The 14,282-nt window shown below is 64.7% G+C and carries 15 protein-coding genes; 3 read left to right on the plus strand and 12 right to left on the minus strand.

All coding sequences use genetic code 11. The annotated features are described in order from the left end of the window. Positions 1-30: 30 nt before the first annotated feature. Positions 31-2,751 (plus strand): ATP-dependent DNA helicase, encoded by a 2,721-nt coding sequence (locus tag AC4K8G_RS09380; RefSeq protein WP_491733882.1) that lies wholly within the window; start codon positions 31-33, stop codon positions 2,749-2,751. Here the strand turns inward: AC4K8G_RS09380 and AC4K8G_RS09385 are convergent. The 7 genes from AC4K8G_RS09385 to AC4K8G_RS09415 form a co-directional block, all read right to left on the minus strand. After that, on the minus strand, positions 2,707-3,105 hold the full coding sequence (locus AC4K8G_RS09385; RefSeq protein WP_491733883.1) for a MerR family transcriptional regulator: 399 nt from the start codon (positions 3,103-3,105) through the stop codon (positions 2,707-2,709). The genes AC4K8G_RS09380 and AC4K8G_RS09385 overlap by 45 nt on opposite strands. A gap of 7 nt (positions 3,106-3,112) precedes the next feature. Continuing rightward, positions 3,113-3,445: an integration host factor subunit alpha gene (locus AC4K8G_RS09390; protein ID WP_491733884.1), complete on the minus strand. Its 333-nt coding sequence runs from the start codon at positions 3,443-3,445 to the stop codon at positions 3,113-3,115. Between the two features lie 108 nt (positions 3,446-3,553). Continuing rightward, complete coding sequence (locus AC4K8G_RS09395) at positions 3,554-4,513, minus strand: beta-ketoacyl-ACP synthase III (RefSeq protein WP_491733885.1); 960 nt, start codon at positions 4,511-4,513, stop codon at positions 3,554-3,556. Then, positions 4,510-5,559, minus strand: coding sequence for a phosphate acyltransferase PlsX (gene plsX / locus AC4K8G_RS09400; protein WP_491733886.1), 1,050 nt, complete (start codon positions 5,557-5,559; stop codon positions 4,510-4,512). The genes AC4K8G_RS09395 and plsX overlap by 4 nt, the downstream gene beginning before the upstream one ends. Positions 5,560-5,575: 16 nt before the next feature. Then, on the minus strand, positions 5,576-5,755 hold the full coding sequence (gene rpmF, locus AC4K8G_RS09405; RefSeq protein ID WP_491733887.1) for a 50S ribosomal protein L32: 180 nt from the start codon (positions 5,753-5,755) through the stop codon (positions 5,576-5,578). Positions 5,756-5,882: 127 nt separating this feature from the next. After that, the gene (locus AC4K8G_RS09410) at positions 5,883-6,542 is read right to left on the minus strand and encodes an MBL fold metallo-hydrolase (RefSeq protein WP_491733888.1); all 660 of its coding nucleotides are present in this window, start codon (positions 6,540-6,542) and stop codon (positions 5,883-5,885) included. Further along, a complete protein-coding gene (locus tag AC4K8G_RS09415) occupies positions 6,539-7,807 on the minus strand; it encodes a dipeptidase (RefSeq protein WP_491733889.1) in 1,269 nt (422 codons plus the stop codon). The genes AC4K8G_RS09410 and AC4K8G_RS09415 overlap by 4 nt, the downstream gene beginning before the upstream one ends. A gap of 81 nt (positions 7,808-7,888) precedes the next feature. Here AC4K8G_RS09415 and AC4K8G_RS09420 point away from each other — a divergent pair, with 81 nt between their 5' ends. Next, entirely contained in the window at positions 7,889-8,122 is a 234-nt protein-coding gene (locus AC4K8G_RS09420; RefSeq protein WP_491733890.1) for an aminotransferase class IV, read from the plus strand. Here AC4K8G_RS09420 and pdeM read toward each other — a convergent pair. Continuing rightward, positions 8,119-8,781: a ligase-associated DNA damage response endonuclease PdeM gene (gene pdeM / locus AC4K8G_RS09425; RefSeq protein ID WP_491733891.1), complete on the minus strand. Its 663-nt coding sequence runs from the start codon at positions 8,779-8,781 to the stop codon at positions 8,119-8,121. The genes AC4K8G_RS09420 and pdeM overlap by 4 nt on opposite strands. Before the next feature lie 40 nt (positions 8,782-8,821). After that, the gene (gene rpoZ, locus AC4K8G_RS09430; RefSeq protein WP_491733892.1) at positions 8,822-9,163 is read right to left on the minus strand and encodes a DNA-directed RNA polymerase subunit omega; all 342 of its coding nucleotides are present in this window, start codon (positions 9,161-9,163) and stop codon (positions 8,822-8,824) included. Positions 9,164-9,263: 100 nt separating this feature from the next. Here rpoZ and AC4K8G_RS09435 point away from each other — a divergent pair, with 100 nt between their 5' ends. Continuing rightward, entirely contained in the window at positions 9,264-10,430 is a 1,167-nt protein-coding gene (locus AC4K8G_RS09435) for a phospholipase D-like domain-containing protein (protein WP_491733893.1), read from the plus strand. Here the strand turns inward: AC4K8G_RS09435 and AC4K8G_RS09440 are convergent. The 3 genes from AC4K8G_RS09440 to AC4K8G_RS09450 form a co-directional block, all read right to left on the minus strand. Continuing rightward, a complete protein-coding gene (locus AC4K8G_RS09440) occupies positions 10,427-11,068 on the minus strand; it encodes a class I SAM-dependent methyltransferase (RefSeq protein WP_491733894.1) in 642 nt (213 codons plus the stop codon). The genes AC4K8G_RS09435 and AC4K8G_RS09440 overlap by 4 nt on opposite strands. A gap of 90 nt (positions 11,069-11,158) precedes the next feature. Next, the gene (locus AC4K8G_RS09445; RefSeq protein ID WP_491733895.1) at positions 11,159-13,468 is read right to left on the minus strand and encodes a CDC48 family AAA ATPase; all 2,310 of its coding nucleotides are present in this window, start codon (positions 13,466-13,468) and stop codon (positions 11,159-11,161) included. Between the two features lie 56 nt (positions 13,469-13,524). Further along, positions 13,525-14,280, minus strand: a complete 756-nt coding sequence (locus AC4K8G_RS09450; RefSeq protein WP_491733896.1) for an SDR family NAD(P)-dependent oxidoreductase — start codon at positions 14,278-14,280, stop codon at positions 13,525-13,527. Positions 14,281-14,282: the final 2 nt, after the last annotated feature.

The raw sequence follows: 14,282 nt of genomic DNA on the forward strand, positions 1-14,282 counted from the left end.
TTTCGTTCCGCTCTGGCTTAAGGTCCGGCGATGCCCTCGCTGACCCTTCCGACGTTGCATGCGACCCACGCGGGAATCTGGCTGGCTAGCGGCGATGGGGAGGTTCGCGAGGCCACGCGAGGGGAGGCGATCGCACGTGCCGCGGAAACGCCGCACATCCTCCTTAACGCGCCATTGGTGGGCCAAAGGCTCGGTTATCCCGAGTTGAGCGGCCTCGATCTACTCGAGTTATTCGCGTTTCTCCATCCAGCCCGATTCGCGGTGCCGACGGTGGCCGGGTTGTGCAGAGCGCTGGCTTTGGCCCCGCCCGCGGCGGAAATCGATGCCGCCGGGCGCCTGCGCGAGATCGCAGAGCGCCTGCTGGCTGTGTTGGGCGATGGCGAATGGGGCGAGCGCGAAGGCGCATGGACGTCGAACGCGACCTTGCACCGCTTGGGCTGGGGTTGGGCGAGCCTGGTCGGCGCGCGGCTTGAGCGGCCGGAGCGGGGCGAGCGCATGCTGTTTTCCCGCCTGCAACAATGGGAGGAAGGCGGCGAACGGCCGCCTCCGCGAACGGTGCTCGTCGACCCGGCAGACGCGAGAACCACGCTTGACCGGCTGACCGGTCGGGTCGAGCCCCGCGAGGGCCAAAAGGCGATGGCGGAAGCCGTCACCCAGGTCTTCCATCCGAAGCCCGCAAAGGCCGTCCCCAACCTGCTGCTTGCGGAAGCCGGGACCGGGATTGGCAAGACGCTCGCCTACCTCGCGCCGGCATCGCTCTGGGCCGACCAGTCGGGCGGAACCGTCTGGGTTTCCACCTTTACCAAGGCGCTCCAGCGGCAGCTCGATGCGGAAGGGCCAAAGCTGTTTGCCGACCCGCAAGAGCGCGCCCGACGGATCGTCGTTCGCAAGGGACGCGAAAACTATCTGTGTCTGCTCAATCTTGAGGATGCGCTGCAGGGCGCATTCGCCGGGCGCGCCGCGATATTGGCCCAGTTGGTCGGGCGCTGGGCGGCGTACACTAAGGATGGCGACATGGTCGGCGGAGATCTCCCCGGCTGGCTGCCGAGCCTGTTCCGGAGAGCCGGTGCAGCCGCGCTCAGCGACCGTCGCGGCGAGTGCGTCTACGCGGGTTGTCCCCATTACAGGCGCTGCTTCATCGAGCGCGCCGAGCGAGCGAGCCGGGATGCCGATATTGTCATCGCCAATCACGCGCTCGTGATGGTCAATGCCGCCCGCGCCCGCGAAGATGCGCCCGGCCGGATCCTGTTCGACGAGGGCCATCACCTGTTTGACGCGGCCGATTCGACCTTTGCCGTCGCGTTCGGCGGGCAAGAAGCGATCGAGATGCGGCGCTGGATCGTCGGGCCCGAGGGCCGATCGCGCGGCCGCCGGCGCGGTCTCGCCGCGCGCCTCATGGATGTTGCGTCCTACGACGAAGAAGGCGCCTTTGCGCTCGACGCGGCGGTCGAGGCGGCGAAAGCACTTCCGTCGGACGGCTGGCTGCAGCGGCTGGTCGAAGGATCGCCCTTCGGGCCGGTCGAAGCCTTGCTCGCAGAGGTTCGGGGCACCGTCTACGCGCGGGCCAAGGCGCAGGAAGCCGGCTACGGGCTTGAGACCGAGCTTGCCGAGCCCGACGGCGCATTGGTGTCTTCCGCCGCAGCCGCCGCTGAGATTCTGGAAAGCCTGCACAAGCCGCTCTCAGCGCTCGCGCGCCGGCTCGAGGCGGTTCTCGAGGACGCGCCGGACTGGCTCGATTCGCAGGCTCGGGCGCGGGTCGAAGGCGCGATTCGCGGGCTGACCTGGCGGCGCGAAACGCTCGCTGCATGGATCGCATTGCTTGGAAGGATAGGCGGCGAGGCGGACCCCGAATTCGTCGACTGGCTTGCGGTCGATCGGATCGACGGGCGCGAATATGACATCGCCATTCATCGTCGCTGGCTGGACCCGACCAAACCGCTGGCAGGTGTGGTGATGGCGCCCGCGGATGGCGTGCTCGTGACCTCCGCGACCCTACGCGGCGGTGAGGAATGGCCTGCGGCCGAGGAGCGCACCGGAGCTCTCCATGTGCCGGGAGCGGTCCGGCATTTCGAAGCAGAAAGCCCGTTTGATTACGCTTCTTGCTCGGAGGTGCTGATCGTCACCGATGTCAAGCAAGGCGACATTGCCTCGCTTGCGGGGGGCTATGCGCGCCTGATCGAAGCCGCCCGCGGCGGTACGCTGGGGCTATTCACTGCGATCCAGCGGCTGAAGTCGGTTCATGCCCGGATTGCGGACCGGCTTGCGCGGGAGGGCTTGCCGCTGCTCGCGCAGCATGTCGATCCGATCGATGCGGGCACCTTGGTGGATATCTTCAGGGATGATCCGCGCGCCTCGCTGCTCGGCACCGACGCGCTTCGCGACGGAGTCGACGTGCCTGGCGAATCGTTGCGGCTGGTCGTGATGGAGCGGGTACCGTGGCCCCGGCCGACCGTGCTTCACGCAGCCCGGCGCATGGCCGGTGGCGGCAGCGCCTACGACGACCGCGTGGTCCGCGCCCGCCTAGCACAGGCGTTCGGCCGGCTGATCCGGCGGCAGGGCGATTGCGGAACCTTCGTGATCATGTCGGCGGCCATGCCGACGCGGCTTTTGAAAGCTTTTCCATCCGGCGTTCCGATCCACCGCGTCCCGCTCGACGTCGCAATCCAGCGCGTTCAGGACCGCTCAGCTGTGTCGGGAAGTGGCGAACTAAGGGTCGATGGCGTCAGCGAGACGGTTGCGCAGGCTGATTAGCCGGAAGACATCGACGGAAGGCGGCTGCGGCTCCGGCATTTCGGCCATCACGGGCGACGGACTAGCCACCTCATGGACCGCGTGCGCGACTACTACGGTCTGCGCTTCCTTGTCGCGCAATAGCTTCTGGACGCCCCGGACCGTATAGCCTTCCTGGTCGAGCAGGCGGTGGATCCGACGCGCGAGGTCCACGTCGGCGGGGCGATAATATCGGCGATTGCCGGCCCGCTGCATCGGTTTGAGCTGCGGAAAGCGCGTTTCCCAATAGCGAAGGATATGCTGGGCAACGCCCAACTCCTCCGACAATTCACCGATCGTCTTTAGCGCGCCCGGGTCTTTGTCTCCGGCCGCCACTCCGGGTTCAGCCCTTTGCGATCCGGTCGCGCATGATTTGGCTGGCGCGGAAGGTCATCACGCGCCGCGGAGCGATCGGCACTTCGATACCGGTCTTGGGATTGCGCCCGACCCGCTGGCCCTTGTCGCGAAGGATGAAGGTGCCGAAGCCCGAGATCTTCACGTTTTGGCCGACGGACAGCGCATGGCACATGTGATGGAGCACGCGCTCGACCACGCCCGCCGACTCCGCGCGTGACAGGCCGAGCCTGCGGTGGACAACGTCGGCGAGGTCCGCCCGCGTCAGTGTCCCGTTTGCGTCAGCGTCACTGTTGAGCCGCGCGATGCCGAGGTCGGCCATGATATTCTCCCGCCCTTAAAACGACGTGCCCCCGTCGATTCAATTACACTTTCGTAACGGAATTCGGGCTTGTCGGCAATTCGACAATCGCCGGATATTCCAATTTTTTCAATACCTGAGCGCAGCTGCGCCCCAAGTAAATCCTCCACCCATCGCTTCCAGCACGACAATGTCGCCGCGCTTGATCCGGCCATCCTTGACCGCCGTGTCGAACGCCAGAGGCACCGATGCTGCCGAAGTGTTCGCGTGCTGGTCGACCGTGACGACCACCTTTTCGGCAGGAAGCCCCAATTTCCGCGCGGTCGCATCAAGGATTCTGGCGTTGGCCTGATGCGGGACAACCCAATCGACCTCTGCCGACGTGAGCCCCGCGGCGTCGAGCACTTCATTCAGGACTTCAGCAAGATTGACGACCGCATGGCGGAAGACCTCGCGGCCCTTCATCCGGACCTTGCCGACCGTCCCGGTGGTCGATGGCCCGCCGTCTACAAACAGCAGGTCGTTGTGGCGCCCATCGGCGTGAAGCTTCGTCGCCAGGATTCCGCTTTCGGTTTCTTCCGCGCCGAGCACCAGTGCGCCGGCGCCGTCGCCGAACAAGACGCAAGTCGCGCGGTCTTCCCAATCAAGGATGCGGCTGAAAGTCTCCGCACCGATCACGAGCGCCTTCTTTGCATTCCCGCCGCGCAACATCGAATCGGCAACGGACAGTGCGTAAAGGAACCCCGTGCACACCGCGTGCACATCGAAGGCAACGCAATCCTTGATGCCAAGCGCGGCCTGGACCTTCGTCGCCGAGGAGGGGAAGGTCTGGTCGGGGGTAGCGGTGGCCAGCACGATCAGGTCGATGTCGGTCGCATCGACGCCGGCATGTTCCAGTGCCCTGCGCGACGCTTCAGTCGCGAGCGTCGCGGTGGTCTCACCGTCGCCAGCCACGTAGCGGCTGCGGATGCCCGTACGCTCGACGATCCATTCGTCAGACGTGTCGACAGTGCGCGCGAGTTCCTCGTTCGTGACCTTTCGCGCGGGCAGCGCGCTGCCGGCGCCAAGAACGACGGAACGCAGGCTCACTGCGCCGCCTCGTTAGCAAAGGCATGCGCGCGGAAATTGTCGAGATCGTCGCCGATCTTTCGTGTGATTCCGTGCCGAACCATGCTCGCGGCGACGTGAATGGCGTTGGCGACACCCTTGGCGTTGGCGCTGCCGTGGCTTTTCACCACCAGCCCGTTCAAGCCGAGGAAGACGGCGCCATTGTGATTGTTCGGGTCAAGATGGACCTTGAGCAGGTTGAGCGCCGGTTTGGACAAAGCAAATCCGGCCTTCGACCGAAGCGAGCTCTTGAACGCGCGCCGAAGCAGGTCGGTGACGAAACGGGCCGTACCTTCTGCGGTCTTCAGCGCGATATTCCCGGAGAAGCCGTCGGTGACCACCACATCGACCGCGCCGCGCGACAGCTGGTCGCCTTCGGTGAACCCGTCGAAGCGGAACGGCAGGTAATCAGCCTCGCGCAGAAGCGCGGCCGCATCCTTGAGCTCGTCGGTACCCTTCAGTTCCTCGGTCCCAATGTTGAGGAGCTTCACGCGTGGCTCCCTGATTCCGAGAACCGTGCGTGAGTAAGCCGCGCCCATCACCGCGAACTGGACCAAATTCTGTGCATCGCACTCGGTGTTCGCGCCCAGATCGAGCATGATCATGTCCGTATCGCCAAGCGTCGGGAGCAACGCGGCCAGCGCGGGCCGGTCGATCCCGGGCATCGTGCGCAGGGCGAGCTTGGACATGGCCATCAGGGCGCCGGTGTTGCCGCCCGACAACGCGGCATCGGCGCGACCTTCCTTCACCGCATTGATCGCCATGCCCATCGACGTAGTCCGCGCCCGGCGGATCGCCTGGCTCGGCTTCTCGCTCGAGGCAATCGCCTCGGGAGAGTGAACGATGCTGAGGTGCGAACGCAGGTTCACGTGGCCATCGAGCTCGGCTCGAACCCGCTCTTCATCACCATAGAAGGTGAAGCGCAGCGACGGATCCTTGCGCAACGCGCGCGAAGCGCCCGCAATCATGGCGACAGGGCCGGTGTCGCCCCCCATTGCGTCGATCGCGATGCGTGGGCCCTCGTCCACTGTGAGGGCTTTCGACTTAGGACTCGGTCGAGACGATTTCGCGGCCGTTATAATGACCGCAAGCCGCGCACATGTTGTGCGGCAGCTTAAGCTCTCCGCAATTCGGGCATTCCTGGAACTTGGTCGGCGTCAGCGCATGATGGCTGCGGCGCATGTTCCGCTTCGACGGCGAGGTTTTTCTCTTCGGGACAGCCATTGCGGCACCTTTAAAATCAATAAAAATTGCGACGATCTGCGCCTCATCTCACGGGGCTTCCCCCACGGGCGGCGGCTGGATCGTCGCGAACAGCGGCTCCTATAGCGAAGTGAGCCGCTGTTGCAAGTCAGGCTGCTAGCACCGCGTCACCGACCAGCGGGTTGGTCTGGCGCTCGTGGCCGAAGGTCGACATCGGCCCGTGACCCGGCACGAAGGCCGTATCGTCGCCCATTGGCCATAGCCGGCTGGTGATGGAGGTAACCAACTGCTGATGATCCCCGCGCGGGAAGTCCCAGCGGCCGATCGAGCCCTTGAACAGCACGTCCCCGACCAAAGCCAACTTCGATTCCGCGTGGTGGAAGACGATATGGCCGGGCGTGTGGCCGGGGCAGTGACGGACGTCGAAGGTAAGCTCACCCACAGTGACTTGGTCGCCGTCTTCGAGCCACCGGTCGGGATCGAACGGGCGCCCGGCGATGCCGTATTTAGGTCCTTCGCTGCCGAGCTTTTCGATCCAGAACAGGTCGTCCTCGTGCGGCCCTTCGATCGGCACGCCCAGCTCCTCGGCCAGGATACCGGCCTGGCCGCAATGGTCGATGTGGCCATGCGTCAACAGGATCTTCTCGATCGTGACGCCCGCTTGCTCCGCGGCAGCCTTCAGCCGCGGGAGGTCGCCGCCTGGATCGACGAAAGCGCCGCGCATGGTCGCAGTGCACCACAGCAATGTGCAATTCTGCTGGAGCGGTGTCACCGGGATGATCGCGGCCCGCAGCGGTTGATCGGTCATCCGGCGGGCGCTTCGTCGACCGGCGACATGGCGGCAGGCTCATCCTTCATCGAGGCCGACACGGCCTCGGCCTGGCGAAGAGCGCGAAGCACATTGCCGCCCGCGAGCTTGGCGAGATTCTGGTCGCTCCAGCCGCGCCGGATCAGCTCGGCGAATAGGCTGGGATAGTCTTCGACGCCGCTGAGGCCCTCGACGGTGTCGTCGATACCGTCGAGATCACCGCCGATACCCACGTGGTCGTACCCCGCGATCTTCGCAATATGCTCGATATTGTCAGCGACCGTAGCGATCGTCACGACCGGATGGGGATGTGCTGCAACCCACGCCTTAACGCCAGCCTCGACCTCGGCCGTGCTGTTGCGGTGAAAGGACTTGAGCCGAGCCTCCTCGGCGTCCTTCTCCGCGCCCCATTTCCACATAGCGTCGGAGATGAAGTTGGGGACGAAGTTGACCATCACTACGCCGCCATTCGCGGACAGCAACTGGAGCACATCGTCGGGGACGTTGCGAGGGTGGTCGACCAGCGCCCGGGCCGACGAGTGTGAGAAGATCACCGGCGCGCGGCTCGCGGCGATCGCGTCCTTCATCGTGGCCGGCGACACGTGGCTGAGGTCGACCAGCATGCCGATGCGGTTCATCTCATGCACCACCTGGACGCCGAAAGGATTTAGCCCGTCATATTTGGGGTCGTCGGTCGCGCTGTCGGCCCATTCGGTAGTCTGGTTATGACTTAGGGTCATGTAGCGCGCGCCGAGGTTGTAGAATTGCCGAAGCGCAGCCAGCGAACCGCCGATCTGCCGCCCGCCCTCAATCCCCATCATGGAGGCAATGCGTCCAGCTTTGTGTATGCGCACCACGTCGTTGGCTGTGCGCGCGAGCTCCAGGTCTTTGGGATAAGCGTCGATCATTCGGCGGATAGTGTCGATTTCCTCGATCGTCTCGCGGATCGCTGCGTCGCCTGTGATCGCACCGTTGATGTAGACCGACCAGAACTGCCCGCCGACGCGGCCCTGATGGAGCCGCGCCATATCCGTCATCAGAGGATGCGGCTGGCGCTGGTCGGTGCCGCTGGCAAGGCCGCTGATATCGCGTTTGTAATTCTCGGCAAGCTGCTCGGCGATATCGTTGTGGCCGTCGATTAGCGGCGTTTGCTTGAGGATACGGTCGATCCTGGTCTGGACCTTCGGATCGATCGGCTGGGCGGAAGACGCGGCGGGCACGATGGCGAGCATGGCAGCGGCGATGAGCGAGTTCTTCATGGTCATGTGCATTGGTGTAGGAACCGGCGCGTCTGGGTGCAATCGAGGGCTTGCCCTTCGTCGAATAGCCGACAATGAATAGAAGCAATGGCCGATCTTGAAGAGACGATGCGCTTCGACCCCGAAGAGGGAATTTCCAACCTCGACGAACATCTCGATCGGCTGAAAGCGGCCGCGGAAGCGCAGGGCTTTCGGTTTGACCGTCACGCAGCGCGCAATGAGCTTCAGGCCGCGACCTTTGGCAAGCGCAGAGCTGCCACCGCGCGCCTGCTCCTGTCGGCGACCGGCGCGATGGCGATCGAGGTTCGCGGCGGCGACTAAGCGGCCAGCGGAAAACGCAGCAGGCGGTCCGATACCGGGACCAGCGCGGCGGCATTGGTGCCGACCGAACGGATGATCTCCGGGTGATGGGCGTCGAGCCCGCCGGTCAGCGATCCGAACGCGGGCATGATGACCTTCGAGGACGAAACTACGAAGCACCGCCGGGAGACGCGGCGGCCGCGCACGCTAACTCTGAGCTTGGGGTGATAGTGGCCCGACATTTCCGGTTGGGTCTCGCCCGGCACGGCCTCGTGGCGAAGGATGATCCCGCCAACTTCGGCCTCATCTGCGATCCGCCCGCCGCAATGGTCGGCGAACCCGGGATCGTGGTTGCCGACGATCCAAGTCCAGTCGATGCGTCCCGTCAGCTCCTTGAGCAGGGCGCGCGCATTGACGGGCAGCCGGTCGCAACCGAAGCGGTCGTGAAAGCTGTCACCCAGACAATAGAGACTTGAAGCGCCTGTCTCCGCGATGACCGCGGCCAGTGCGCTGAGCGTCGCGTGTGAATCATAGGGTGGCAGGAACTGGCCCAGCCGCGCGAACCAGCTTGCCTTTTCGAGGTGAAGGTCGGCGACCAGCAGCGCCCCACGATCGCGCCAGAACAGCGCGCCGCCGGCCGCCGCGAAGAATGTTTCGCCTGCGAACGAAAAGGGAACCATGGGCCAGCTGTAACGCCGGCCCAAAGGTCAGGCTAGACGATTATTCGTAGTCGCCGCCCGACGGGGTCGGACGCGGCGGGGCGGCCGCGGTCAGGCGCAGCGCCTCGGCGGCATCGCTCAGCGACGCCAGCTCTTCGGTCTCGTCTTCCTCGTCGACGCGAACCTTCTGCAGGTTGGTGACGACGGCTTCCTCGAGCTCCTTGGGCTTCACCATCACTTCGGCGATCTCGCGCAGGGCGACGACCGGGTTCTTATCGCGGTCGCGATCGATGGTGAGGTCCGCGCCGCCCGAAATCTGGCGCGCACGCTGAGCCGCGAGCAGGACGAGATCGAACCTGTTCGGGATCTTATCTACGCAATCTTCAACCGTAACGCGCGCCATTGATCGCTCCGCAAAGCCATTCTGTTTCAAGAATGTGGGATTTCAGGAAGGCCGGCGCAATAGCTTGCAGGGCCGCGAAAAGTCAAGGAAAGCAGACCCGATGGCGGATCATCCCGCAGAGCCGGTCACTCACCCGCCGATCACCGCGGAGATCGCCGGCAATCGCCTGACCGTCATCGAAACGGGCGAAGCCCGGCTCGACGCGCTCCTCGGGCTTATCGGGGGCGCCCGGCAAAGCTTCAGAATGCTGATGTACATGTTCAACCCCGACCATGCGGGAAGCGCGGTCCACGACGCCTTGCTCGCGGCGGCCCGGCGCGGGGTGGAGGTCAAGCTGCTGGTAGACGGCTTCGGGTCAGATGCCCCGCCCAAATTTTTTGCTGACCTCGCCGAAGTCGGAGGCGAATATTGCGTATTCAACCCAAGCTACGGGCGGCGCTACCTGCTCCGCAATCACCAGAAATTGGTCACCGCGGACGACCAGGTTGCGATCCTCGGCGGCGCAAACATCGATGAGACCTACCTGACTGACACCGGCGCCCAGCATTGGCGCGACCTGTGGGTGCTGATCGAGGGTCCGGAGGTGGCGATGGCCAGCCGTTATTTCGACATGATCTTCCGCTGGTCCAAGCGCAAAGGGGCGCGGCTGAGTTCGCTGCGCCGGATGGTCGGCGAATATAGCGAATGGCAGGGCTTGCTGCAGTGGAAGTTCAGCGGCCCGATGAGCATGCGCAATAGTTGGTGGCGAAGCATTGGCCGCGACATGAACCGGGCCAAGCGGCTCGACATGATCTTTGCTTATTTTGCGCCGCCCGGCGCCATGCTCCGCCGCATCGGCCGGGTCGGCAGGCGCGGCGAGGCGCGTGTCGTCACGGCCGCCAAGTCCGACAATAATGCGACGATCGCGGCGGCTCGGCACAGCTACAGCCGGCTGCTCCGCCGCAATGTGAAGATCTATGAATATCAGCCGGCCAAGCTGCATACCAAGATGGCGATCGTGGACGACATTGTGCACATCGGCTCATCCAACTTCGATTACCGTAGCTTCTACATCAACCTTGAGGTGATGTTGCGAATCAAGGACGCGGGCTTTGCTGACGCCATGCGGAAATATTTTGAGCGTGAGCTCGAGGACTGCAGGTGGATTTCACCGGCGTTGCACAAGCGGCGTGCGAACGCGTGGCGGAGGGTGAAGTGGGCGATATCCCACTTCCTTGTCAACGTGATGGACTACACCGTAACCCGGCGGCTCAATTTCCGCGTCTAGGCCTTGGGTTCGCCCTTATAGGCCCAAAACAAGGTGGCCGGTGGGACGTTGACCCATTCGAACCCGCGCTTGATCGGCGCGAAGTGCGGCTTGATGAAATCGAGCACCTTGGGGCTGAACTGGTAGACCAGGAACGCACCGCCCGGCCGAATCACTTTAGCCGTCGCTTCGGCGATGGCGTCCCCTACGCCTGGTGGTAGTGTCGAAAAAGGCAGGCCCGACAGGACGTAATCGGCTGAGCCGAGGCCGCGCTCGAGCAAGATTTGCTCGACGTCGGCTGCCGATCCCGTAACCGCGAGCAGGCGCGGATCGTCGATCGATTCTTTCAGATAGCGGGTGAAGTCGGCGTTGGTGTCGATCGTCACCAGGGTCGCATCGTCGCCCAGTTTATCGAGCAGGGGCCGGGTAAAGGTGCCCACGCCGGGACCGTATTCGACGAACACCTTCGTCGTGGCCCAATCGACCGGCCCGAGCATCTTCTCGATCAGCACCTTGCTCGACGGAATGATCGAGCCGACCATCACCGGGTTCTTCAAAAAGCCGCGAAGGAACTGCCATTGCGGGCTCTTCGAGCGGCGGTCGCGACGGCGCTGAAGTCGGCGGGAACCTTTCAGCGTGCGCGCGGGTGAAGTCGACATGGAAGCTCCAGTAACGGCGAAGGGGCGGAGCGTTGGCAAATGCACCGCCCGTTGGCAAGGTTCCGAACGACGAGCGGAATGCGCTTCGCGCTATTCCTTTCCGCCTGCCTTGGGCCGAAGCATTCCCGGCAGAACGAAACCGATCCCGCCCATCGGCCGCGTCGCCTCACTCTTCAGCGTTTCCTGGATGCGATCATATTCCTCGAGCATCTCGGTGGTGACGGAGGCGCGTGTTTCGCCAAGCGCCACCTCGAAGTCTTCCATCGTGACCTTGCCGGCGTCGAGCCCGCGGCGAAGCGCCGTGAGGCCGGCACGACGCGTTAAGTCTTCAAGGTCGGCGCCGGTAAAGCGCTCGGTGCGCTGCGCGATCTTTTCGAGGTCGACATCGTCGGCCAGCGGCATGTTCCGGGTGTGGATCGCAAGGATCCGTCGCCGCCCGGCGGTGTCGGGTGTGCCGACATAGATCAGCTCATCGAAGCGCCCGGGCCGAAGAAGCGCCGGGTCGATCAGGGTCGGGCGGTTGGTAGCGCCGATCACGACGACATTCTGCAGTTCCTCGAGCCCGTCCATTTCCGACAGGATCGTGTTGACCACGCGCTCCGTCACCTGCGGCTCCCCCAAGCCGCCGCCGCGCGCGGGTACCAGGCTGTCGAGCTCATCGATGAAGATGATCGTCGGCGCGACCTGGCGGGCGCGATTGAACAGCCGCGCGATCTGCTGCTCGCTCTCCCCATACCATTTGCTGAGCAGGTCCGAGGACTTGGTCGCGATGAAATTGGCTTCGGACTCGCGCGCCGCGGCCTTGGCCAGCAAGGTCTTGCCGGTGCCCGGAGGACCGTACAGCAGGAAGCCCTTGGCTGGCCGGATGCCGAGCCTCCGGAACGCCTCGGGGTGCTTTAGAGGTAGCTCGACGCCTTCCTTGAGGCGATCGCGCGCCGCATCCAGGCCACCGATGTCGTCCCAGGTGATGGTCGGCGCTTCGACCATCACTTCGCGCATGGCGGAAGGCTGGACCCGCTTCAGGGCATTCTCGAAGTCCTTGAGCTCGACCGTGAGCGCATCGAGAATTTCTGGCGGAATCACATCCTCGCTGAGGTCGAGCTTCGGCATGATTCGGCGCACCGCCTCGAGTGCCGCCTCGCGGCACAGCGCTGCGATGTCGGCGCCTACGAAGCCGTAGGTTCGGCGCGCCAGATCATCGAGGTTAACGTCCTGCGCAAGCGGCATGCCGCGGGTGTGGATGCCGAGCACTTCGCGGCGGCCCGGCTGGTCGGGAACGCCGACCACGATCTCGCGGTCGAACCGGCCCGGACGGCGGAGCGCCTCATCGATCGCCTCGGGGCGATTGGTCGCGGCGATGACCACGGTGTTCTGCCGTGGCTCCATCCCGTCGAGCAGGGTGAGCAGCTGGGCGACCAGGCGTTTTTCAGCCTCGCCCGTTACCTGGCCACGTTTGGGCGCGATCGAATCGATCTCGTCGATGAAGATGATCGACGGGGCCGCCTGCGCGGCCTGCTCGAAGATTTCGCGCAGCCTCCGCTCGCTCTCGCCATAAGCCGAGCCCATGATCTCGGGGCCGGCGATGTGGAAGAAGTTCGCCGAGCTTTCGTTCGCGACCGCGCGCGCAAGCAAGGTCTTCCCGGTGCCGGGCGGGCCGTGAAGAAGCACGCCCTTGGGCGGGTCGACGCCGAGCCGTTGGAATAGCTCCGGGTGGCGAAGCGGCAGCTCAACCATCTCGCGCAGGGCGTCGATCGTATCGCGCATGCCGCCGAGATCGTCATAGGTGACGTCGGCGCGGCGTTCGCCTTCCTTGGCGCTATATTCGGGCAGGAGCTCGACTGCGGTCTTGGCATCGATGTGGACGATGCCCTTGGGCGCCGTCGAAACCACCACGAGCTTCAGTTCCTGGAGCGCGAAGGCCGGCGCATTGAGCATCTGGCGGATGTGCTCGGGCATGTCCGCGTTGACGCGCTGGTGGCCAGCGGTCGCGACGGTGTCGCCCTCGACCAGCGGCCGCCCGGCAAAGGTGCGCTTCAGCGCATCGGCGGACCCCTGGAGCCGGATGTTGGGCTGCGCCGGGGCGAACACGACGCGGGTAGCCGCCTTTGAGGTCGCCTTCCTGACTTCGACAAAGTCCGCCGAGCCGACGCCGGCGTTGGCGCGCTGAAGCCCGTCCAGCCGAATGATGTCGATCCCGGCATCCTCGCCATAAGGACGGATCGCGCGAGCGGCAGTGGTTCGCTTGCCGGTGATTTCGATGACGTCGCCCTCACTGAGGCCGAGCGCTTCCATCAGTGCTTCGGGGAGGCGGGCAAGGCCGCGGCCGCTGTCGGCCGGCGGCAGGCTCGCCACCTGCACCTTGCGCGACTTCGCGCGATCGATCGTGTCGGTCTCAGCCATTCTGGGTCCTTGCTCCCGCTTCTTGCCGCTTCAAACTGGTGCGCAATCCTTCTGGTTCAATATTTGATGGCACCTGCGATCTTGCGAACGATCGAGCGCGGGGCGAACCGCCCGCTGTTCGCCGTCAGCTTGTTCATCCATCCCGGAACAATCACGGCCTTGTTCCTGTCGAGGCCATCGAGGCCTGCTTTGACCACCGCGGGTGATTCCATCGCGACGCGGTCGAACAGGCCATTGCCGCCGAAGCCGGCAACATCGCCAAACTCGGTCCGGGTCGGCCCGGGGCAGAGGCAGCTGACCTTGATCCCGTGCGGCTTCAGTTCCTCGTGCAGCGCCTCGGACAGCGACAGCACAAAGGCCTTAGTCGCGAAATAGACCGCCATCTTCGGTCCCGGCTGGAAAGCGGCGGTCGAGGCCACGTTGAGGATCGCGCCCGACCTCCGCTTGATCATCTGGGGCGCGACCGCGCGACACAGGTCCGTCAGCGTCGCGACGTTGAGGTCGATCATCTGGCGCTCACGCTGGGCGTCGAGCTCGGCGAACTTGCCGATCAGACCGAAGCCAGCGTTGTTGATCAGCATATCGACGGTCTCACCGTTCTTCTCGATATCCGCCATCAACTTTGCCGCGGCGCCGGCCTTGGAAAGGTCCAGCGCCACGGCACGCGCCTTGCCCAGCTCCTTGGCCAACTCCTCGAGCCGCTCCTTGCGCCGAGCGACCAGCACCAGGCGATGTCCGCGCTCGGCCAGCGCCTTCGCGAACTCGACTCCGAGCCCGGCGGACGCGCCGGTGATGAGCGCGACTTTCTTCAAGC

The sequence above is a fragment of the Sphingomonas sp. SP3 genome, from assembly GCF_058514305.1.